The organism is Acinetobacter sp. AM (genome assembly GCF_003105055.1).
GTDB classification, from domain to species: Bacteria; Pseudomonadota; Gammaproteobacteria; order Pseudomonadales; family Moraxellaceae; genus Acinetobacter; species Acinetobacter tibetensis.
Map to the genome: position 1 here is coordinate 256,078 of NZ_QETG01000001.1, position 22,976 is coordinate 279,053.

Sequence of the window (22,976 nt, forward strand, 5' to 3'; positions counted from 1 at the left end):
TATGAATGTTTTAGAAAAAGCCCATTTAGCCAAGGAATTACAAGGTCTTATTCATGGCTTAGACCAACGGTCTTTGTCATTTTATGAAATTGCAAAATCAAAATGTCGTCTAAAAGAAATCTTTTTACGTTGTGATGAACCTATTTTTAAAAAGCAAATTCTAAATTTTAAATCTTATATGCATCCCGAGCATGCAGCAGATGAGTTTGCTCAACATTCGTTATATAGACAAACCTTTCGTGGCGTATTTAAGCATGACTTAGCCTTAGAACAGGCACTTGAACAGTACCCAGAAATGGGCTGGGCAATTTTACATCGTGCCAATTTAGGCTTTCAAATCTGGTATATCCCTGCTCCGCTTCGTACTGCACTAATCAGTGACTGGGATGGGCTCGAACAGAATTATGCCTGGATGTTAGAACAACAAGAAATCTATGCGGCATTAAAAACGGATGCCGAGCTGAATCAATTGTCTGTCGAAACAGCTAAAAATTTTAAAACCAGTAAGAAAGGCTCTGTTTCATTTGCAAGTTCCAGAAAAGATGACAGCATCATTGCACCCAACACGGCCAATCGCCCCTTTTCTTTTGAACCACTCGCGCTACAGCAAAATTCTGCTTCCTCAACCGCCCCAATTCAGCCTCTGGAGTCAGATTCACCAAGCATCGCAATCCACACGTTTGAATTGAGTTCGAAAGATGATGATGCAGCACCCTCATTGTTCTCAACCAAAGCGGCAACAGTAACTCCACTGCCTAAAGCAGCGACTACGCCTCTCAACTCCAATCATTTGCTTCCACAAGTCGTTGAACTTGGACAGTGGAAATGCCGTTTAACCGCGTTAGGATTCCCTCAAGCACAAGAGTTAGCGCTTTGTAGCTTAACAGTGGAAAATGTGCCAGAAATCATGCCATTACTTGAGATTATTATCTCGGTTTCGCAACTGCAACAGTATGTCAATCAACCCGTTTATTTAGCCGAGCAAATCAATGCTCAAGGATGCTTTGTTAAATATATCGTGATTTTAGGCGCAGAAGATCAATTACATGCCATACGCCTTGGCAATATTATCAGCCAACATTATGCCTACGAACTTGTGGCACTCAAACTCCTGCCCAATGAGCAATCACTCAAACAATGTAAAAATGCGGAGCAATTTTTCGAACTGTATAGCGAACAAGCCGAATTGGTCTGGAACACTGAAACTTATCAACCGTTTATTCCTGCAAAATGTATTCAAAAGCATAAATTAATTGCATTTGAAGAAACTTCTGCCAACTACACAACCGCAATTATCTTGCTTAAAGAACGGCAGAAAATTCGTGTCATTCATGGTCAGGCTCGACTACAGTTATCGCGTGAAGAAATGGCTTATCCTTATATTCTCTTAGACCGCAACCAAGGTGTGTCATGGCAATTAATCCAAAGGATTATTCAAACGCTCCCCCAACCCATTTCGGCTTCAAAATTGCATGATGCCATTCAAATACACATTGGCAGTTAATTTATTTTATTTTGTAGCAAAAGCTTGATTTTCATCCCTAAAATTTACCAAACTTGGAAGGTAAATTTAGAATAAAAGAATGCCTACAATGAGAAAAACTTTTACACAGCCACTTGTGTTGATGGTTGCCTTGGGGATGGGCCATACTTCAAGCTGGGCAAATACGAGTGACGTACAAGACGTCTCCCCAGCTTCTCCCCCGTATAGCATAGAACAAGCACCTACTACTGAAGATAGCTTGCTCTATACTATTCCACGTTGGATTGATTCAGCCCCAACGATTTTGCCAGAACAATCCGATGAACAAATTGTGCCTTCAACGATGGTCACAGAAAATCAAACTTGGATAGATCGTAAACAAAAGCTCATTCGCAACTGGGCTGATGATACCTCTGAGAACATTGATGGTTGGTTTGGTGAAAAAAATACCAACATTCCTGCTTCCGCAACCTTAAGGGTCCTGATTGATAACCGTTGGAACAAACATGATGAATACGACATTAAACCACGTATTCGCGGTAAGATCAGTTTGCCCAACTTAGAAAAAAAACTCAGTCTGGTTTTTGGTGATGACTCACTCGATAACGAATTGGCCAACAACGTGGCCATTACCAATGAGAATCCACCTAGCCCAGACAATGACAAAGCCTATGATCGGCGTCAAAACCGAGATGCCAACAGTTCATTGGCTTTACGTTGGTCAGATATTTCCAAACGCCTCCCATTTGAAACCGACTTTGATATCGGGGTTCGTTCTGGCGATGATATCTACCTCCGTTTGAAAGCCAAAAAAGATTGGACGCTAGAAAATGACTTTTTCTTTCATGCAGAACAGATTTACCGTTATGGTGTCGACAGCGAAAATTATTTAAGAACCAACTTAGAACTCACCCATGCACGACCAAATGAAGCATTTCTAAGGGATCAATTCAGCTTAACCTATGCCGATATGCAGCAGGATGATTTGAACTGGGACAACTATGCTTTTCGCCAACATCAATTCTTCCAGGGCAACCAGTTTAACTATGGGCTCTACACAGGTGGCTATTTGGATAATTCAGATTTACGTCTGAATAGTTGGGGACCCTTTATTTCGTGGCGGCAGCCTTTATGGCGTGAATGGTTCTATGTGCAAACCGATATCAATTATTACAATGATCATCGTGCAGACCGTAGTCATTATTTAAGTACTTTATTACGCTTAGAAGCACTCTTTTAACCCAATTGTGGATAACTTCTCTGTTATCCACAAAAGTGTCTTATTAAAAAAGGCAACCGATAACAGGTTGCCTTTTTGCATCAGTCCTTATCTTATTTAAGTAATAACTGATTAATACGCTTCACATACTCAGCAGGATTTTCAGGTAAACCCCCTTCTGCAATTACCGCCTGATCAAAGATCACATTAGCGAGATCTTCAAAATGGCTTGTACCATCCAGTTTTTTCACCAGTGGATGCTCAGGGTTAATTTCCAGAATTGGCTTACTTTCAGGCACTGCCTGACCCGCTTGTTTCAACATACGGATGAGTTGTGGCGAAAGTTCACCTTCACTGGTTACCAAGCATGCCGGTGAATCCACTAAACGCGTGGTCACACGGACTTCTTTGGTTTTTGCTTTTAAAGCATCCGACAATTTGTCTACGACAGGTTTAAATTGTTCTGCAGCAGCTTCAAGTGCTTTCTTCTCTTCTGCATCTTGCAAGTCACCTAAATCCACCGCACCTTTAGATACGTTTTGCATTGGCGTGCCATCAAAGTCTTGGACAAAATTCATTGCCCATTCGTCCACACGGTCTGCCATTAACAACACTTCAATGCCTTTTTTCTTGAACAACTCTAATTGTGGTGAGTTCTTCGCAGCATTCAAACTATCTGCGGTCACATAGTAAATGGCTTTTTGCCCTTCTTTCATGCGCGCTTTGTAGTCTGCTAAAGAGGTACTGATATCGTCATTGGTTGAAGTCGCATAACGCAATAACTTCAAGATACGCTCACGATTACCAAAGTCTTCACCCAAACCTTCTTTCAAGACCGAACCAAATTCAGCATAGAAAGTTTTGAATTTCTCTTGGTCTTTTTCATTTTCCGACTTCGCCAGACCATCCAGCATTGTCAAAATACGGCGGGCATTACCTTCGCGGATGGTACGGACATCACGGCTTTCTTGTAACAATTCACGGCTGACATTCAGCGGTAAATCCGCACTATCCACCACACCTTGTACAAAACGAAGATAATTTGGAATTAAATTATCTGCATCATCCATAATAAAGACACGCTTCACATACAGCTTGATCCCTGCTTTAGCCTCACGAGTGAAAATATCGTGCGGTACCTTGCTTGGAATGTACAGTAATTGCGTATATTCGGTACTACCTTCGACACGGTTATGTGCCCATGCCAATGGAGCGTCAAAATCATGACTCAAGTTCTTATAAAACTCGATATATTGCTCTTCAGTGACTTCATTTTTACTGCGTGTCCATAAAGCACTGGCCGAGTTAATCGCTTCCCATTCATCGGTTTTGACCATCTGACCGCCTTTCGGTGTTTCACCTTCGGCTACTTCTTCTTCCTGCCAAACCTCTTTTTGCATTTCAATTGGCAGGCTAATATGGTCGGAATATTTGTTAATGATTTGCTTAACTTTATAACTTTCTAAATAATCTAAAGCATCTTCACGTAAGTGCAGAATAATGTCTGTACCACGGGTTGCTTTTTCAATTTGCTCAACTTCAAAGTCCCCTGTACCACCACTGATCCAGCGTACCGCTTCATTCTCAGGTGTACCTGCATGGCGCGATTCAACCGTAATCTTATCCGCCACAATAAAGCCCGAATAGAATCCGACACCAAACTGACCAATCAACTGTGCATCGGCTTTTTGATCGCCCGTCAACTTCGACATAAAGTCCTTGGTGCCCGACTTAGCAATCGTTCCAAGGTTATCAATCGCTTCTTGTTGTGTCAGACCAATACCGTTATCAGAAATAGTCAGTGTTTTTTGTTCTTTATCTAAAATGACCCGCACATGTAAATTTGGATCATTTTCATAAAATTCAGGGTGATTAATACCTTCAAAACGCAGTTTATCGCAGGCATCCGAAGCATTCGAAATTAACTCACGCAAAAAGATTTCTGGATTTGAATAAAGTGAGTGAGTCACCAAATGGAGTAATTGCGCTACTTCAGCCTGAAAGCTATGTTTTTGTGTATTGTGTTCGTTCATACAACCTTCCTCGAATTCATTCACACAGTGTTTTTATCAGATGCTTTATGAATTGGAGTGACTCGATGATTTTTCAATAGCAAGTGTTCTTTTTTTAATCATTTATATTTTTTAATACGGTCCACGTTGATAAATCTGCTGTAAATATAAATCCAATCGTTGCTGCCGCATGGCATACACATCGTTTAAACAACGCAGATTATCCCGACATTGGTCACGTAAACGCAGCCATTTCACTTGCTCATCCTGAATCACAGAACGTGTTCCCATAGGCACCAACCGTTTTAAAATATTATAACTTGTTGCCATTTTCACATCGGCATCATTCAAGCTAAGCTGGTTACAAATCTTGTGTTCAGTCACGGTTGCTGCACGTGCACAATCAAAACTGGCAGCATAGCTTCCCATTGCAGTTAATGAAGACAATATTAATAAAGTTATTTTTAAAATTCTCATGTTTGCACACTCTATTTTTTATTCAATTTAAACAAAATCAGTAGGATAAAGTGTAATCTTTTGCGTCTGCACAGTGAAAGATTGTTGCAGATATTTAAATAAAGAACATAAAAAAACCCCATCAAAAGATGAGGTTTTAGCGCTGTTATTATTATTCTTATTTTTATTACTTAGAATTTATAGCTATAGCCGATGGTATAAACCACTGGATCAATATTTAAATCAAATTTACTTTTACCTACCGCCTGAGCAGTCGCATCATCCAATGTAACTTCTGGGCTTAAATCGGCATAACGCACATCTAAATATACGCCCCAATTTTTCGCATCTGCTGGTTGGAAATTAAAACCAATTTGACCTGCAAAGCCATAATCGTTTTTAACGTCTTTTGCGACCCCTTCTTCATCCCAAGCAATAAATGCAGTACCACCTACCCCAATATATGGTGTGAAACGAGTTGAGTTTTTAAAGTTATATTTTGCCGTAATAGTTGGCGGTAAATGTTTCACCTTCGCCACTTTGCTGCCATTTAAAAGCACATCATGATTAAATGGCGTAGCCAATAATAATTCAGCAGAAATAGGTGTATCACCAAAGAAATATTCAATAGATGGTGTAAAACCGAACTCGTGATCTGCTTCAACCAAAAGGCCTGGCGCCAAAGTCGAGTCACCAGTTGGAGAAAGTACTGAAGCTCCTACTTTTGCCTGCCAGCCACCTGCCATCGCAGATGCAGAAAACCCCAATAATGCAATAAGTGCAGCTTGTTTTAACATATTAAACAACCCTTTTATAATAAAAAACCTAACGCTTAATTAATATTAAACAAGACTGTTATTAATATGCAACACTTATTAAATAATATAAATACAACTTATTTCAAACCACTGATTAATAATGTTATTTATTTTAATTTGACTAATATGGTTGGTATTTAAAACCAACCATATTAATCAGATATTTATTATTATATTCAGAGTATATTACTCAAGTTTTTAATATAACCACACATATTAATATATTTTAAATATACCTTTTAATCTATTAAAATAAAATAGATTAAAATCTCAGAATTTAATTAAAGCACCATGGCTGCAATCCAACCAAAGACCAACAAAGGAATATTAAAATGAATAAACGTTGGCACTACACTATCTCGCATGTGATCGTGTTGACCATCCATATTTAAACCTGAGGTTGGGCCTAATGTTGAATCTGATGCTGGGGAGCCTGCATCACCCAGCGCTGCAGCAGTCCCAATAATCGCAATCGTCGCTGATGGACTGAAACCAAACTGTAGACATAAAGGAACATAAATAATTGCTAAAATCGGCACTGTCGAGAAAGAGGAACCGATCCCCAAGGTAATCAATAAGCCAATCAGTAGCATAAGGAAAGCAGCAAGTGCTTTACTGTTACCAATCCACTCAACAGATGCTTCAACTAAGGCAGGAACCTGATTGGTCGCTTCAATCACTGCTGCAAAGCCTTGTGCTGCAATCATAATAAAGCCAATTAAAGCCATCATACGCATACCACTAATGATGACATCATCCGCTTCTTTCCACTTGAAAATGCCCGCACAGCTTAAAATGGCAACCCCGACCAGACCTGCGAGAATCATGGAATCTGAATAGAGCTGCACAGCCAGCGTCGCAATCACTGCAAATGCTGCCATCCACAAGGTAAATTGTGCGATTTGCGGTTTACCATCATGGCTTTGATTCACATCCGATGAAATACGGTGAAGGGTATTACCGACTTCTAAATCTTCATATACACGTGGTTTTCGATAGCTAAAAAAGACTGCGATCAATAAACCCAAGAACATTCCAGCCACGGGAATAATCATCGCATGTGGAATTTGCTCATTGGTGATGGAAAAACCATAAGGCTTACCAAAGGTATTGATGTTATGTGCCAAAATGTCATTTAAGAAAATAGCACCGAAGCCAACAGGCAAACACATATAGGTTGCGACTAAACCAAACGTCAGCAAACACGCAACTGCACGTCGGTCTAAATTTAAGTGGTTAAATACACTTAATAGCGGTGGAATCAATACTGGAATAAAAGCGATATGCACAGGAATTAAATTCTGTGAAAATACTGCTGCTAAAGCTACGGTAAAAAAGATCACATATTTCACTTTGGTTTGTGCCTTGTGATCCGCTTCGTTCTTCACCGTTTTAATTAATTTATAAGCCAGTAAATCAGGTAAGCCTGAACGTGCCAAAGCCAAGGCAAATGCGCCTAATATGCCATAAGCCAAAGCAATTTTTGCCCCGCCTCCTAGCCCATTGTTAAAAGCATCCAAGGTACCTTGTAAGCCTAAACCAGCCAATAAACCTCCTGTAACTGCACCAGTGACCAATGCAAATACCACAGGAACACGAGCCAAAGACAGTCCAAACATGACTGTAATAGCAGCAATAATCGCGAACATAACAAACAAGTATGAGAAAAAAGAAGCATTCTAACAGAGTTAAAACTGAAAATTACTTCTCTTTCTCATGCTGCTTGAAGAACAGGAATAGCAAAGCAAGTGACGGTTTAACTGGTGAGTTGATTACGTTCAATAAAGCGCTGAATATACGAAGCCACTTGCTCAGGCTGACTCAAAATTGCCCAATGGTTTGCATCTAAATCGACCCGCTGAAAATCAGGACTCCATTTTGGTATTTCATCAATCAGTGCTGGGCTGACAAACTTATCTTTTTTCAACACAATGGCTTGTACCGCACATTGTGCAAAACGTTGTCGCGGTTTACTGAGTCGAGGCAGAAAATTCGCCCGATACAGCCCTACGCCATACTGACCATCTTTGGCAATATGTGTATTTAATGGCAAGTTCTGAGTGTGTTCCAACTTTTGTAGCACTTGCCCCCAATGTTTAGGTTTGAAGAATCGCCAGAGCGTAGGTGCTACAAATGGTAAATGAAATGCCATGATGTACCATGACTTACCCAGTTGTTTTAAAAACTGTTGTGGCTGTGTCTTAAATTGCTCACGCATCCAAAAAGCGGCGTGGTCTAAACATGGTCCAGAAATGGTGGTGTAGGATAAAATCCGCTGCCCAAAGTGCTGATCTGTAACCGACTCCCAAGATTGTATAGATCCCCAATCATGTGCAGCCAGATGAAATTCACGTTCTGGAAGTACCGCATCGACCACCGCCTGTAAATCTGCTGAAAGTTGCGACAATGCGTAAGCCTGAATGGATTTGGGTACAGAAGATTGCCCTGCGCCACGTACATCATAGGTAATGATATAAAACTGGTTGGCCAATAACCGAATTACAGGTTCCCACACTTCCTGATTATCTGGATAACCATGCACCAAGACTAAGGCTAGGTTGTGCACCTCTCCCCATGTTTTGACATAAAGGCGCTGCTGATCAGTGGTTTTTACCCATTGGGTTTGGACTTGCATATTGTGTTTCCTTTTTGTTTTATCGTAATTTTTCTACAATCAGACGAGCTACCGTCACTTCATTTGCTTTTTTTGGGTGTCAGGTTAAGATGAGATCAGACTTTAAGAAAAATATTTTGCATCATGAGTGTTCTCAAAAGATTACAAAGCGTTCCAGCCATCACTAAATTTATTTTGAATCGTTACGCTCCCTATCGGGGTGCTGGTATTCAGGTCGAAAAGATTGACTTTCCCAACTACCATATTCGGGTCAAAATGCCCCTGACACGCAAGAACCAAAATATTGTTGGGGTACATTTTGGCGGCAGTCTCTATTCGATGATTGATCCATTCTACATGTTGTTGCTGATGCATCACCTTGGCTCAAAATACATCGTCTGGGACAAAGCTGCCAAGATTCAGTTTTTATCCCCTGGGCGTGGCACTGTCTATGCAGATATTCGAATTGATGCAGCAGAAATTAAACAAATTAAAACTTTGGCAGAAGACTATTCTGCAGTAAATCGTATTTATCAGTTAAGTATTTATGATGAAACTGGAGTTCGCATTGCTGAAGTAGAAAAAACGGTCTACATTCGACGTAAAAAAGCTAAACCCGATTTAAAATAAAAAAGGCGCTATATTCAGCGCCTTTTTTCAATCCTTCAAATCTCAGATGCGGTGCAAAAGAGATTTAACGATTATTGTTTTCTATTGCTGCACCCGCACCACCACCAATCGCACCACCAATTGCAGCACCAGCATCGCCACCAAATACCGACTTACCAATAACAGCACCTACACCTGCACCTACACCACTATACGTTGCATTCTTGGTCGAACCACTTTGAGATTTACTTCCTACCGCGGCACCTGCACCTGCACCAAGAGCAGCACCCGTACTGCCACCTACACGACTACCAACACTACCACCTACAGCACCACCTAAGGCGGCTGCACCTACGCGCTGCTCTGATGTCGACATATTGCTACATCCTGTGAATACGAATGCAGAAACTGTTGCAATAATGGCTAAATTCATCAATTTTTTCATGAGAGTATCTCCTTTTCCCATTACCTTAGTGCCTACTTTATCGAAGCATTAAGGAGTGAAGATGAAGTTTTATAAAAAAATCCCCGTAAAATTACGAGAATTTTGTAACCTCAAAACTGAAAAAGTTTATCCCCTACTACTCATTTTTAATGACCACTACATCTTTAGTGGTTTTACCATCATTTTGAATCACGGCATGGGTTGCACTTTTACTATGCTCATGATTTTGAATCTGATTAAGTTTCAAATTCTTCTGGACAGGCTCTTGCCCTTTTTTAAACTCAATTCCAGAAGCATCTAGCTGCTTAGCTTCAGCAACCACTTCCCCATCTCTCATCACTTTTGAATCCACTTCAATTTTAGAAGTTGGAACAATCACACCGCCCTGTTGCACAACGGGTGTTCTCATTTTCTCATCGGAAAATTCAGCCTTGTCATCTACAATGACCACATCACGCGCAACAACATCCTTACCCTTATTCGTCACTTCAAAAATAGTGGCATTCACAGTACGTACCGGCTCTCTACCTGGCAGAGTCCGAATAACTTGAGTTTTTACAATAGGAACTACAGCTTTATCTTCAATCACAATTGTGTTGGGCATTGGTGCTGCAAATGATGAACTCGCCGCCATCACCCCAAACACACTTAAAAATATTTTTTTGTTAAAATTCATACCATTAAACCTTGTTTTTAATTATCGATTTACGTTTAATCATAGAGCTTTAAGCATTTTATTATGTGATTTTTTTTAGTTGTTCTGCTTCAAAATGTAAAAAAGCCACCCGAAGGTGGCTTTTCATCAGGGTTTAAGGACTAATTAAAGACCATTAAACTCATCACTAAATGCTTGGCTCAGTGCTTGGTCTACATCAGAGAAGTCATTGTGAAGCTCAAGCTCTGCAGCTTCAGATTCTTGACGACGACGCTCTAAGTGATATGCCAAACCTGTACCTGCAGGAATCAAACGACCTACAACTACGTTCTCTTTCAAACCACGTAAATCATCTTCTTTACCTGTTACAGCAGCTTCAGTTAACACACGTGTTGTTTCCTGGAACGATGCAGCAGAGATGAACGAGTCAGTAGAAAGCGACGCTTTGGTAATACCCATCAACTGGCGCTCAAACTTCGCAGGGAACTTATTCTGTGCAAGCACAGCTTGGTTTTCACCCATAACACGGATGTAATCCACTTGTTCGCCTTTGATGAAGCTAGTATCACCACCATCAGTGATATCAACTTTACGCAACATTTGACGTACGATCACTTCAATGTGCTTGTCGTTGATTTTTACACCTTGCAGACGGTATACGTCTTGAACTTCGTTCACGATGTAGTTGGTCAACGCAACTTCGCCTTTCAAGCGTAAGATGTCATGTGGGTTTTGCGGACCGTCAGAAACAGTCTCACCACGGTTCACATGTTCACCTTCGAACACGTTCATGGTACGCCATTTTGGAATCAGTTCTTCGTAGATCTCAGAACCATCATCTGGTGTAATCACTAAACGGTTCTTACCTTTGGTCTCTTTACCAAAGCTTACAACACCTGAAATTTCAGCAAGAATTGCATGTTCTTTCGGTTTACGTGCTTCGAACAAGTCAGCTACACGTGGTAGACCACCGGTAATGTCACGCGTACGTGAAGTTTCTTGAGGTACACGACCAATAACGTCACCCACACCAATTGTTTCGCCATCACGGACAGAAAGAATGGTGTTTTGTGGTAGGAAGTAGAACTGTTCACCACCATCCGTCGTATCAAGAACAACCGCAGGACGTAAATCTTTACCAGAAGCAGGACGTGCTGTTACAGGCAAGATTTCAACAGTCGTCATACCTGTTGCATCATCAGTCTTAGAAGTTGCTGTTACACCGTCAGCGATCTGGCTGAAACGGATTTTACCTGCAACTTCTGTTACTAATGGATGTGTATGTGGATCCCAAGTCGCTACGATACCACCTGCTTCTACAGCTTCGCCATCTTTCAACAAGATTGACGCACCGTACGGCAGTTTATAACGCTCACGCTCGCGACCTAAGTCATCTGCAATACCGATTTCACCTGAACGTGAAACAGAAACCAAATGACCTTTAGCATGTTGTACAGTTTTCACGTTATGGAAACGTACAGTACCTTTGTTACGTACTTGTACACTGTTTGCGGCAGAAGTTCGGCTCGCTGCACCACCCACGTGGAAGGTACGCATGGTTAACTGTGTACCTGGCTCACCAATCGATTGAGCAGCCATTACACCCACAGATTCACCTGGGTTCACCAAGTGACCACGCGCCAAGTCACGACCATAACATTTCGCACACACGCCAAATGTAGATTCACAGTTTACAACTGAACGGACTTTAACTTCATCGACACCTGCTTCTTCAAGGAAGTTTGCAAGTTTTTCGTCAATTAAAGTGTTACGTGGCAAGATAACGTCGTCAGAACCCGCTTTCTTCACGTCTTCTGCAACCACACGACCCAATACTCGAGTACCTAAGTTCTCGATCACGTCACCGCCCTGAATGAACGGAGTCATCACAAGACCGCCCAAAGTACCACAATCAGGCTCAGTAATAACTAAATCTTGTGCTACGTCTACCAGACGACGGGTTAAGTAACCAGAGTTCGCCGTTTTCAATGCTGTATCGGCCAAACCTTTACGCGCACCGTGCGTCGAAATAAAGTACTGAAGTACCGTTAAGCCTTCACGGAAGTTCGCCTTAATTGGCGTTTCAATGATCGAGCCATCTGGTTTTGCCATCAAACCACGCATACCTGCTAACTGACGAATCTGAGCTGCCGAACCACGGGCACCTGAGTCAGACATCATGTAGATACTGTTGAATGATTTTTGCTTCTCATCTTCACCCTGTTTATTTTTCACAGTGGTGTAAGATAAGTTGTCCATCATCGCTTTCGCAACTTGGTCGTTAGTACGTGCCCAGATATCGACAACTTTGTTATAACGCTCGCCCGCAGTTACAAAGCCTTGTTCGAACTGTTGTTCAATTTCACGAACTTCAGTTTCTGCTTTGTCAATAATCACTTGCTTCGTCGGCGGAATAACCATGTCTTCCATACCTACCGATACGCCTGAACGTGTCGCTTGACGGAAACCAAGGTACATCAATTGGTCGGCAAAGATAACAGTATCTTTTAGACCCAATTTACGGTAGCAAGAGTTGATTAACTTCGAGATGTTTTTCTTGGTCATCTCAACGTTAATTTGTTGGAAATCCATACCTTCAGGCACAACTTCCCAAAGTAAGCAACGACCTGGTGTTGTATCTACAACGATGGTTTGTTGTTCACGGTTACCATTTTCATCAATGACAGTTTGATGTACACGTGCTTTAACGCGAGCGTGTAATGCAACCTGACCTGTCGCCAATGCACGGTTAACTTCATGCGTATCCGCAAACACCATGCCTTCACCTTTGGCATTGATTGCATCACGCGTGATGTAATACAAGCCCAATACAACGTCCTGAGACGGAACGATGATTGGTTCACCGTTTGCAGGTGACAAGATGTTGTTGGTTGACATCATTAACGCACGCGCTTCTAATTGAGCTTCGAGTGTTAATGGTACGTGTACCGCCATTTGGTCACCGTCGAAGTCGGCGTTAAACGCAGCACAAACGAGCGGGTGTAAACGGATTGCCTTACCTTCGATTAGGATCGGTTCAAATGCTTGAAGACCCAAACGGTGAAGTGTCGGTGCACGGTTCAACATGACTGGATGTTGACGAATAACCGATGCAAGAACGTCCCAAACTTCTGGAGTCTCGCGCTCAACCATTTTCTTCGCAGCTTTAATGGTTGTTGCCTGACCTGACGCTTGTAATTTCGCAAAAATAAACGGCTTGAACAATTCAAGTGCCATTTTCTTCGGAAGACCACATTGGTGCAAACGTAAGTTAGGACCTACAGTAATTACCGAACGACCCGAATAGTCAACACGCTTACCAAGTAAGTTTTGACGGAAACGACCTTGTTTACCTTTGATCATGTCTGCCAAAGATTTCAATGGACGTTTGTTCGAACCAGTAATTGCACGACCACGACGACCATTATCAAGCAATGCATCTACAGACTCTTGTAACATACGTTTTTCGTTACGTACGATAATGTCTGGTGCAGCAAGATCAAGAAGACGCTTCAAACGGTTGTTACGGTTAATGACACGACGGTAAAGATCGTTCAAGTCAGACGTCGCGAAACGACCACCTTCAAGTGGAACCAACGGACGAAGATCTGGTGGAAGTACAGGAAGTACGTTCATCACCATCCATTCTGGCTTGTTGTTCGACTCTTTGAATGCTTCCATCAACTTCAAGCGCTTAGACGCTTTTTTCAACTTCGTTTCAGAAGTTGTTTGTGGAATTTCTTCACGAAGACGAGAAATCTCAGCTTCAAGATCGATATCTTTCAGCAAGTCTTGAACCGCTTCCGCACCCATTTTTGCAGTGAATTCATCACCGTGTTCTTCTAACGCATTGAAGTATTCTTCATCGTTAAGAAGTTGGTATTTCTCAAATGGAGTCATACCTGGGTCAGTGACTACATAAGATTCGAAATACAATACACGTTCGATATCACGTAGCGTCATATCAAGAAGCAAACCGATACGGCTTGGTAATGATTTCAAGAACCAGATGTGCGCAACTGGAGAAGCGAGTTCGATGTGACCCATACGCTCACGACGAACTTTCGCAGTTGTAACTTCAACGCCACATTTTTCACAAATGACGCCTTTGTATTTCATACGCTTGTATTTACCACACAAGCATTCGTAATCTTTGACTGGACCAAAGATTTTGGCACAGAATAAACCATCACGTTCTGGCTTGAACGTACGATAGTTAATTGTCTCTGGCTTTTTCACTTCACCGTGAGACCATGACTTAATCATTTCTGGTGACGCAAGACCAATACGGATGCGATCAAACTCTACAGGAGCATGACCGTCTGAGTCCGTCTTTTTGCGCATGATATCGAGCAAGTCTTTCAATTTTTTTCTCCGTGTGTCGAGGAGATTTTCACTTCTCGACTGGGTCACAAATATTGTTTTTTCACTGAACAGGGAATCTCAAAAAATCCCCCTAAGTCCCCCTTTACTCAGGGGGACTTCTCCCCTCTTTCTTAAAGAAGGGTCGGGGGAGATTTCTTAGTCACCATTTTTCAGTTCAATGTTGATACCTAAAGAACGGATCTCTTTGGTCAATACGTTGAACGATTCAGGCATACCCGGGTCCATATAATGGTTACCATCTACAATGTTCTTATAGATACGAGTACGACCTTCAACATCATCCGACTTCACAGTAAGCATTTCTTGCAGTGTATAAGCTGCGCCATAAGCTTCAAGTGCCCAGACCTCCATCTCACCGAAACGCTGACCACCAAACTGTGCTTTACCACCCAATGGTTGTTGCGTTACTAATGAGTAAGAACCAGTAGAACGCGCATGCATCTTGTCGTCAACCAAGTGGTTCAACTTGAGCATGTACATATAACCTACAGTTACAGGACGGTCGAAACGTTCACCTGTACGTCCATCATATAATACGGTTTGACCCGAGCGTGGAATTTCAGCCAGCTCTAGCAACTCTTTGATTTGAGCTTCTTCAGCACCATCAAATACAGGAGTAGCTAAAGGCACACCAGCGCGTAAATTACCCGCCAAGATTAGAATCTCGTCATCAGTTAAGCTGTCTAAATCTTCTTGCTGACCGCCCACTTTGTTGTAGATCTTGTCTAGGAAAATACGTAGCTCAGCAATTTCACGCTGTTGTTTGAGCATCTTATCAATTTGCTCACCCAAACCTTTCGCAGCCATACCCAAGTGAGTTTCAAGAATCTGACCCACGTTCATACGTGACGGTACACCCAATGGGTTCAATACGATATCGACTGGTACACCATTGGCATCATGCGGCATGTCTTCAACTGGCAAGATGTTAGAAACAACACCTTTGTTACCGTGACGACCTGCCATCTTATCACCAGGCTGGATACGACGTTTAACTGCAAGGTAAACCTTCACAACTTTCAATACGCCAGTTGTAAGTTCGTCACCCGTAGAAAGCTTGCGTTTTTTCTCAGCAAATTTCTCGTCAATTTCGAAGCTCTTCTCTTTCAAGAACACTTGAATTTGCGTTAAACGCTCAGCAATGGCTTCATCACTTGGCTGGATTTCAAGTAAATCAACCAACTCTAAGCCAGACAACATATCCTCAGACATTTTGTCGCCACGTTTTGTACCGCCACCGCCATTCGACTCTTGACCTGTCAACAAGCGAACAACACGTTCACGTGCTGCTTCTTCGAAGATTTTGTATTCTTCTTTCAAGTCTTTACGGTAAGCATCTAATTGAGCTTTTTCAATTGCTTGTGCACGTTCATCTTTTTCAAGACCGTCACGTGTAAACACTTGAACGTCAATCACTGTACCTTTGGTGCCAGATGGAACACGTAAAGAAGAGTCTTTAACGTCAGCCGCTTTTTCACCAAAAATTGCGCGAAGCAGTTTTTCTTCTGGTGTTAATTGCGTTTCACCTTTAGGCGTTACTTTACCGACTAGAATGTCACCCGCAGCAACTTCAGCACCGATATATACGATACCTGATTCATCTAGCTTAGACAGTGCAGCTTCACCCACATTCGGGATATCAGCAGTAATTTCTTCAGCACCCAATTTGGTATCACGTGCAACACACGATAATTCTTGGATATGAATCGACGTTAAGCGATCTTCTTGAAGTACACGCTCAGAAAGCAAGATCGAGTCTTCATAGTTATAACCGTTCCATGTCATGAACGCGACGCGCATGTTTTGACCTAGCGCAAGTTCACCACCATCAGTCGATGGACCGTCAGCCAATACATCACCACGAGCAACTTTGTCACCCATGCGAACAACAACGTTTTGGTTGATACATGTATTTTGGTTAGAACGTGTATATTTGATGAGGTTGTAGATATCTACGCCCGCTTCACCCGCAATCATTTCTTCTTCGTTTACACGAATCACGATACGAGAAGCATCTACGTATTCAATCGCACCACCACGGTTTGCGATAACACACACACCTGAGTCACGCGCTACGTTTGCTTCCATACCAGTACCAACAAGCGGCTTGTCAGCCAATAATGTTGGAACAGCCTGACGCTGCATGTTCGAACCCATTAATGCACGGTTCGCATCATCGTGTTCAAGGAATGGAATCAGTGATGCAGCAACAGAAACAACCTGCTGAGCAGATACGTCCATATGCGTCACTTTTTCAGGTGGCATACGTACGAAATCACCTTGGTGACGTACAGAAACAAATTCTTCAGTCAAATGATTCTCTGCATCAACTGCAGAGTCGGCTTGTGCAATGACTGTGCCTACTTCTTCAATCGCAGATAAGTATTCAACTTCATCCGTTACACGACCATCAACAACTTTACGGTATGGCGTTTCCAAGAAACCGAAGTTATTACATTTTGCATAAACAGATAGCGAGTTGATCAAACCAATGTTTGGACCTTCAGGCGTTTCAATCGGACATACACGACCATAGTGAGTTTGATGTACGTCACGTACTTCAAAGCCCGCACGCTCACGTGTTAAACCGCCAGGACCAAGCGCCGATACACGACGTTTGTGCGTAATCTCAGACAATGGATTGTTTTGGTCCATAAACTGAGACAATTGGCTTGAACCAAAGAATTCTTTGATTGCAGCTGCAACTGGTTTCGCATTGATTAAATCTTGCGGAGACAAGTTGTCTGCTTCTGCTTGGCTTAAACGTTCTTTTACAGCACGTTCAACACGAACCAAACCAACACGGAATTGGTTTTCTGTCATTTCACCAACAGAACGAACACGACGGTTACCCAAGTGATCGATATCATCGACTTCACCTTTACCGTTACGAATTTCAACCAATGTTTTTAATACATCAGTGATATCGCTGTTCGAAAGAATGCCTTCAACTTCACGTGACTTCTGGTCAGTTCCCACTTCGTAAGGACGACCCAAACGACGGTTAAACTTCATACGACCTACTGGCGATAAATCATAACGCTCAGAAGAGAAGAACAAGTTATTGAATAGGTTTTCAGCAGCTTCTTTTGTTGGTGGCTCGCCTGGACGCATTACTTTGTAGATTTCAACAAGCGCTTCTTCACGACCTGTTGTTGTATCTGCACGTAAAGAATCTGCAATGAATGAACCACGGTCAATGTCATTCGTGAACAGCATATTGAACTGTTTCACGCCGCCTTCAGCCAATTTCACCATAATTTCATGGCTTAATAAGGTGTTCGCAGCGATGACGTCGCCATCACGTAAAGTGATATCTTCAGCAGTGATACGCTCATATAAGTATTCATCTGGAACAGAAAGCTTAGTTAAGCCTGAAGCTTCCATTTGACGTACATGACGCGCGTTAATACGTTTACCTTGCTCAACAATCACTTTACCTTCATTATCGGTAATGTCGAATTGTGCCATTTCGCCACGCAGGCGTTCTGGAACAAGGTCAATCTGGTAGCTACCCATATCTAAATAGACAGGTACTTTCTCGTAGAATAAGTCTAGAATTTGTTCGTTGCTATAACCCAATGCACGAAGTACCACAGTCGCAAGCAATTTACGACGACGGTCAATACGAACATAGACTAAATCTTTCGCATCAAATTCAAAATCTAACCATGAACCACGGTAAGGAATAATACGTGCTGAATAAAGCACTTTACCGCTTGAGTGAGTTTTACCCTTATCATGATCAAAGAACACGCCAGGTGAACGATGTAACTGAGATACGATTACACGCTCAGTACCATTAATAACGAATGTCCCGTTATCCGTCATGAGTGGCATTTCACCCATGTACACTTCTTGCTCACGCACGTCTTTGATTGATTTCGTTTCACGATCTTTGATGATCAAACGAATTTTTACACGCATTGGTGCCGCATAAGTTGAGCCACGAAGAATACATTCGCGAACATCAAACTCCGGCTTACCAAGGCTATACTCAACAAATTCTAGAGCAGCATTGCCAGAATAACTTTCTATAGGAAAAACTGAACGAAATGCGGCTTGGAGACCGATATCTTCGCGGTTTTTTGGTGATTTGCCATCTTGCAAGAACGTTCTGTACGAGTCGACTTGAATCGCGAGCAAGTACGGAGCATCCATAACACTAGGCAATTTACCAAAATTCTTACGGATCCGTTTCTTTTCGGTATATGAGTATGCCATCTGGAGTCCTCGGAAAGTAAACTAAACCCGCCTGCAGAACGGGTTTAGAAGGAATTACGCAGGCCGATATGGCCACCACTGTTTACAAATGCTGCAATTTTTAGTGGTATTAAAACGCTTAACAATATTTTTTGAATAGAAAAATATTGGTAAGCGTTTAAAATTTATCTTTATTGTTTAAATTTGATGGTTTTTAAATCAATCAAATTAAAGTCGAGCCGATTATTGTAACGCAAAAAGGCTGATGACCCAAGAGCCATCAGCCAATTTTTGGGGGTGAAATTAATATTCCTCCCCCTGGTAACATTACTTAATAGTAATAGTAGCACCAGTTTCTTCAAGTTTTTTCTTAAGTTCTTCAGCTTCTTCTTTAGAAACTGCTTCTTTAAGAACTGAAGGAGCGCCTTCAACTAAATCTTTAGCTTCTTTCAAGCCAAGACCAGTGATTTCACGAACTGCTTTAATTACCGCTACTTTGTTCGCGCCGAAAGAAGTCAACTCAACGTTGAATTCTGATTGCTCTTCAACAGCAGCAGCAGCAGGACCTGCAGCTACAGCTACAGCAGCAGCAGATACGTTGAATTTTTCTTCAAAAGCAGAAATAAGTTCTACAAGTTCAAGAACAGTTTTTTCAGCAACTGCGTTTAGGATTTCTTCGTTTGTTAAAGCCATGAGATTAATTCCAAATGGGTATTGAATGATGTGTGTTTAAGTTTGAGCTTATGCAGCTTCTGACTCGTTTTTCTCTTGAAGCGCTGTAAGTAAGCGACCCAATTTCGAAATAGGAGCCTGAAGAACGCTTGCAAGCATAGTAAGCGCTTTCTCTTGGTTTGGAAGATTCGCGATAACGCTAACTTCTGCGCCTTGATAAAGTTTGCCTTCAAATGCAGCAGCTTTAAGTTCAAATGCTTTGTTAGTTTTCGCAAATTCTTCAAATAAGCGTGCCGCAGCACCCATATCATCTGCAGAAGTTGAGAAAGCTAAAATTGTTGGGCCAACAAGGTTGTCGTTCAAGATATTGAAAGGAGTATCTTGAAGAGCGCGTTTAGCCAAAGTATTACGTACAACACGTGTAGCAACACCCAACTTACGAGCTTCAACACGAAGAGCAGTTAATTGCTCAACAGTTAAACCTTGGTAGTCAGCAACAACAGCAGCAAACGCAGTAGAAGCAACTTCAGTTACTTCAGCAACGATCTGTTTTTTGCCTTCGATAAGAAGAGCCATTGTAAAACCTCCTAACGGTGATTTATGTACCCGAATACACAGGCACACTCCCAATTCGCAAGTTCATCACTGAACTTACACGCGGAGGATGAACAAATCACACCACCGCGTCTACTCAGGCTGGAAAATTAAGAAAGTAATCGAAATCACTTTCGCCTGAGGTCTTTGACGCTGATAAATTAAATTTATCAATTCAAAGTTTGCCTAAGTTTGCAATTTCACCAAAACTGGTTTTTCTTGCCTAAAACTCAAAGCAGTACTTTGAGTTTTACTCAGGGCTTTAAAATTCTGTCTAAGTAAAAACTTAGTTAGAAACGTTGTTTACATCAACAACAAGACCAGGACCCATAGTTGAGCTCAAAGTGATCTTTTTGATGTATACACCTTTAGAAGTTGCAGGCTTTAACTTTTTCAAGTCTGCAATCAAAGTTTCAACGTTTTGGCGAACAGCTTCAGCAGAGAAGTCTACTTGACCGATCGCAGCGTGGATAATACCCGCTTTGTCTACACGGTAACGTGCTTGACCAGCTTTAGCATTTTTAACTGCACCAGCAACATCTGGAGTTACAGTTCCCACTTTCGGGTTTGGCATCAAACCACGTGGACCAAGGATCGTACCCAACTTACCTACAACGCGCATTGCATCTGGAGCAGCAATTACTACGTCAAAGTCAAGGTTACCTTGTTGAATGCTTTCAGCCAAGTCATCAAAACCAACGATGTCCGCGCCTTCAGCTTTAGCAGCTTCAGCAGCAGCACCTTGAGCAAACACAGCAACACGTACAGTTTTACCCGTACCTGCAGGAAGTGTAGTCGCGCCACGAACAACTTGGTCAGATTTACGAGGGTCAACACCTAGGTTTACCGCAACATCCAAAGATTCTTTGAATTTCGCAGCAGGAAGACCAGCAAGAACAGCTACTGCTTCTTCTAAAGTGTAAACTTTGTTTGCTTCAATAGCAGCAGCAATGGCTTTTTGACGTTTAGTTAACTTTGCCATGTCTTATAGCTCCACTTCCAAGCCCATAGAACGTGCAGAACCAGCGATGGTACGAACACGTGCGTCTAAATCAGCACCAGTTAAATCTGGTTCTTTAGTAGTCGCGATTTCTTCCAATTGAGCACGAGTCAACTTACCAACTTTAGTTTTGTTAGGTACAGATGAACCCTTTTGGATACCAGCAGCTTTCTTAAGAAGAATAGATGCAGGTGGAGTTTTCATGATGAATGTGAACGACTTATCGTTGTACACAGTGATCACGACTGGAATTGGCAAACCAACTTCAAGTTTTTGTGTTGCAGCATTGAATTCTTTACAGAATGCCATGATGTTAACACCACGTTGACCCAATGCAGGACCAATCGGTGGAGATGGATTCGCTTTACCAGCTGGAACTTGCAGCTTGATATAGCCGTCAATCTTCTTAGCCATTTCAAATTACCTCTGGGTACAAACGCCTTTTACAGCTCCCCAATATTTTATGTAGTAAGAACCACTACAACAACAATGCCCGACTGAATAAATCGGGCGTTTTTAACCAATCTTAATTAAATTGTTTTTTCGACTTGGCGAAATTCCAATTCAACTTGCGTTGGTCGATTAAATACATTAATCGTCAACGTTAAACGTGACTTCTCGTATAGAACCTCTTCCACCACGCCTTTAAAGTCGGTGAATGGACCGTCAATTACGAGTAATTCTTCACCTGGCTCAAACATCGTCTTAGGACGAGGTGCTTCACCAGTATTACGTACACGCGCAAGAATCGCATCAGCTTCTTTTTGCGTAATTGGTGCAGGTTTTTCCGCCGTGCCACCAATAAAACCTAAAACTTTAGGACATTCTTTAACAATGTGCCAAGTCTCATCATTCATTTCCATTTCAACTAACACATAGCCAGGAAAGAATTTACGCTCAGACTTACGCTTCTTACCATCCTTCATTTCTACCACTTCTTCGGTAGGAACAAGAACTTCACCAAAGCTATCGGCTACAGCGCTACGCTGGATTCGATCATTAAGTGAACGCATCACCTGTTTTTCATAACCTGAGTAGGCATGAATAATGTACCAACGTTTCATAGCTCTCTTACCCGATAATAAACTTCATAAACCAGCCTAAAATATAATCAAAACACCACAATACTAAGGATGCAATAACTACAACTGCAAGAACTTGCCACGAAGTGGTCATCGTTTCTTGCTTGGTTGGCCATGTGACACGACGTAATTCAATGCGCGCATCTTTTAGCAAACGAACAAAGCCTTTGCCTTGATGGGTGGCGTATATTAAACCTAAAGCCACAATGATACAAGACAAAATTACACCAACACACACCCAAACATTATTTGCTGGTGCCCAATATGCTGGCAAATGCTGATTCACCATGGTTGCACCAATAATTAAAATTAATGCAATAATCCACAGCACAACATCTAATGGTGAGCCAGAATTAACAACTTCAGCAGAATTATTTCTTTGAGGGATTGGCGCGTCGCTTAATGCGTCACGCGATTTATCATTCGACATTTTTTTACTCGTCGTAGAATTCGCGATTTATTATATGACTAGTTTAGCCAGCATCAAGCTCTTTTACTAAAAAAGTGGCAGGCTAGGAGGGACTCGAACCCCCAACATTCGGTTTTGGAGACCGACGCTCTACCAATTGAACTACTAGCCTGCAGTGTAAGTCGAGAATCGAAATTCTCGACTTAAAACTTGTGTACCTATTATGCAGTTACTTTCGCAACAACACCAGCACCAACTGTACGACCACCTTCACGGATCGCAAAACGTAGACCTGGGTCCATTGCGATTGGGTGGATTA

Annotated in this window: 18 protein-coding genes, 1 tRNA gene and 1 pseudogene; 3 read left to right on the forward strand and 17 right to left on the reverse strand. The window is 41.9% G+C overall.

Annotated elements, in window-relative coordinates; translation table 11 throughout:
* Position 1 precedes the first annotated feature (1 nt).
* Positions 2-1,504, forward strand: coding sequence for a hypothetical protein (locus DCO44_RS01225; RefSeq protein WP_116758801.1), 1,503 nt, complete (start codon positions 2-4; stop codon positions 1,502-1,504).
* Between the two features lie 79 nt (positions 1,505-1,583).
* Entirely contained in the window at positions 1,584-2,723 is a 1,140-nt protein-coding gene (locus tag DCO44_RS01230) for a hypothetical protein (RefSeq protein WP_416224507.1), read from the forward strand.
* Positions 2,724-2,815: 92 nt separating this feature from the next.
* On the opposite strand, the gene htpG is transcribed toward DCO44_RS01230, so the two are convergent.
* From htpG to DCO44_RS01255, 5 genes are all read right to left on the reverse strand, one after another.
* Positions 2,816-4,735 (reverse strand): molecular chaperone HtpG, encoded by a 1,920-nt coding sequence (gene htpG / locus DCO44_RS01235; protein WP_116758803.1) that lies wholly within the window; start codon positions 4,733-4,735, stop codon positions 2,816-2,818.
* A gap of 111 nt (positions 4,736-4,846) precedes the next feature.
* Positions 4,847-5,191, reverse strand: a complete 345-nt coding sequence (locus DCO44_RS01240; protein ID WP_116758804.1) for a lysozyme inhibitor LprI family protein — start codon at positions 5,189-5,191, stop codon at positions 4,847-4,849.
* Between the two features lie 170 nt (positions 5,192-5,361).
* Positions 5,362-5,967, reverse strand: a complete 606-nt coding sequence (locus DCO44_RS01245; RefSeq protein WP_116758805.1) for an OmpW/AlkL family protein — start codon at positions 5,965-5,967, stop codon at positions 5,362-5,364.
* A gap of 302 nt (positions 5,968-6,269) precedes the next feature.
* The gene (locus DCO44_RS01250; protein WP_116758806.1) at positions 6,270-7,637 is read right to left on the reverse strand and encodes a Na+/H+ antiporter family protein; all 1,368 of its coding nucleotides are present in this window, start codon (positions 7,635-7,637) and stop codon (positions 6,270-6,272) included.
* A gap of 107 nt (positions 7,638-7,744) precedes the next feature.
* On the reverse strand, positions 7,745-8,623 hold the full coding sequence (locus tag DCO44_RS01255; protein ID WP_116758807.1) for an alpha/beta fold hydrolase: 879 nt from the start codon (positions 8,621-8,623) through the stop codon (positions 7,745-7,747).
* Between the two features lie 123 nt (positions 8,624-8,746).
* Here DCO44_RS01255 and DCO44_RS01260 point away from each other — a divergent pair, with 123 nt between their 5' ends.
* Complete coding sequence (locus DCO44_RS01260) at positions 8,747-9,232, forward strand: PaaI family thioesterase (protein WP_116758808.1); 486 nt, start codon at positions 8,747-8,749, stop codon at positions 9,230-9,232.
* Between the two features lie 64 nt (positions 9,233-9,296).
* Here the strand turns inward: DCO44_RS01260 and DCO44_RS01265 are convergent, their stop codons facing one another.
* The 12 genes and pseudogenes from DCO44_RS01265 to DCO44_RS01320 all read right to left on the reverse strand — a co-directional run.
* Complete coding sequence (locus DCO44_RS01265; protein ID WP_116758809.1) at positions 9,297-9,656, reverse strand: DNA transfer protein p32; 360 nt, start codon at positions 9,654-9,656, stop codon at positions 9,297-9,299.
* Positions 9,657-9,792: 136 nt separating this feature from the next.
* Complete coding sequence (locus tag DCO44_RS01270; protein ID WP_116758810.1) at positions 9,793-10,332, reverse strand: hypothetical protein; 540 nt, start codon at positions 10,330-10,332, stop codon at positions 9,793-9,795.
* A gap of 144 nt (positions 10,333-10,476) precedes the next feature.
* Positions 10,477-14,676, reverse strand: coding sequence for a DNA-directed RNA polymerase subunit beta' (gene rpoC / locus DCO44_RS01275; protein ID WP_116758811.1), 4,200 nt, complete (start codon positions 14,674-14,676; stop codon positions 10,477-10,479).
* 156 nt (positions 14,677-14,832) lie between these two features.
* Positions 14,833-18,921 (reverse strand): DNA-directed RNA polymerase subunit beta, encoded by a 4,089-nt coding sequence (gene rpoB, locus DCO44_RS01280; RefSeq protein WP_116758812.1) that lies wholly within the window; start codon positions 18,919-18,921, stop codon positions 14,833-14,835.
* Between the two features lie 306 nt (positions 18,922-19,227).
* Positions 19,228-19,593 (reverse strand): 50S ribosomal protein L7/L12, encoded by a 366-nt coding sequence (rplL, locus tag DCO44_RS01285; RefSeq protein ID WP_116758813.1) that lies wholly within the window; start codon positions 19,591-19,593, stop codon positions 19,228-19,230.
* Positions 19,594-19,641: 48 nt separating this feature from the next.
* The gene (gene rplJ / locus DCO44_RS01290) at positions 19,642-20,148 is read right to left on the reverse strand and encodes a 50S ribosomal protein L10 (RefSeq protein WP_116758814.1); all 507 of its coding nucleotides are present in this window, start codon (positions 20,146-20,148) and stop codon (positions 19,642-19,644) included.
* A 304-nt stretch (positions 20,149-20,452) separates the two neighbouring features.
* Positions 20,453-21,148, reverse strand: a complete 696-nt coding sequence (rplA, locus tag DCO44_RS01295) for a 50S ribosomal protein L1 (RefSeq protein ID WP_100242784.1) — start codon at positions 21,146-21,148, stop codon at positions 20,453-20,455.
* 3 nt (positions 21,149-21,151) lie between these two features.
* On the reverse strand, positions 21,152-21,580 hold the full coding sequence (gene rplK / locus DCO44_RS01300; RefSeq protein ID WP_004637639.1) for a 50S ribosomal protein L11: 429 nt from the start codon (positions 21,578-21,580) through the stop codon (positions 21,152-21,154).
* Between the two features lie 116 nt (positions 21,581-21,696).
* A complete protein-coding gene (gene nusG, locus DCO44_RS01305; protein ID WP_116758815.1) occupies positions 21,697-22,230 on the reverse strand; it encodes a transcription termination/antitermination protein NusG in 534 nt (177 codons plus the stop codon).
* 7 nt (positions 22,231-22,237) lie between these two features.
* Entirely contained in the window at positions 22,238-22,678 is a 441-nt protein-coding gene (gene secE, locus DCO44_RS01310) for a preprotein translocase subunit SecE (protein ID WP_116758816.1), read from the reverse strand.
* A gap of 75 nt (positions 22,679-22,753) precedes the next feature.
* Positions 22,754-22,829 (reverse strand) — tRNA-Trp (locus DCO44_RS01315).
* Positions 22,830-22,878: 49 nt separating this feature from the next.
* A pseudogene (locus DCO44_RS01320) lies at positions 22,879-22,976 on the reverse strand (elongation factor Tu); the annotation flags it as partial.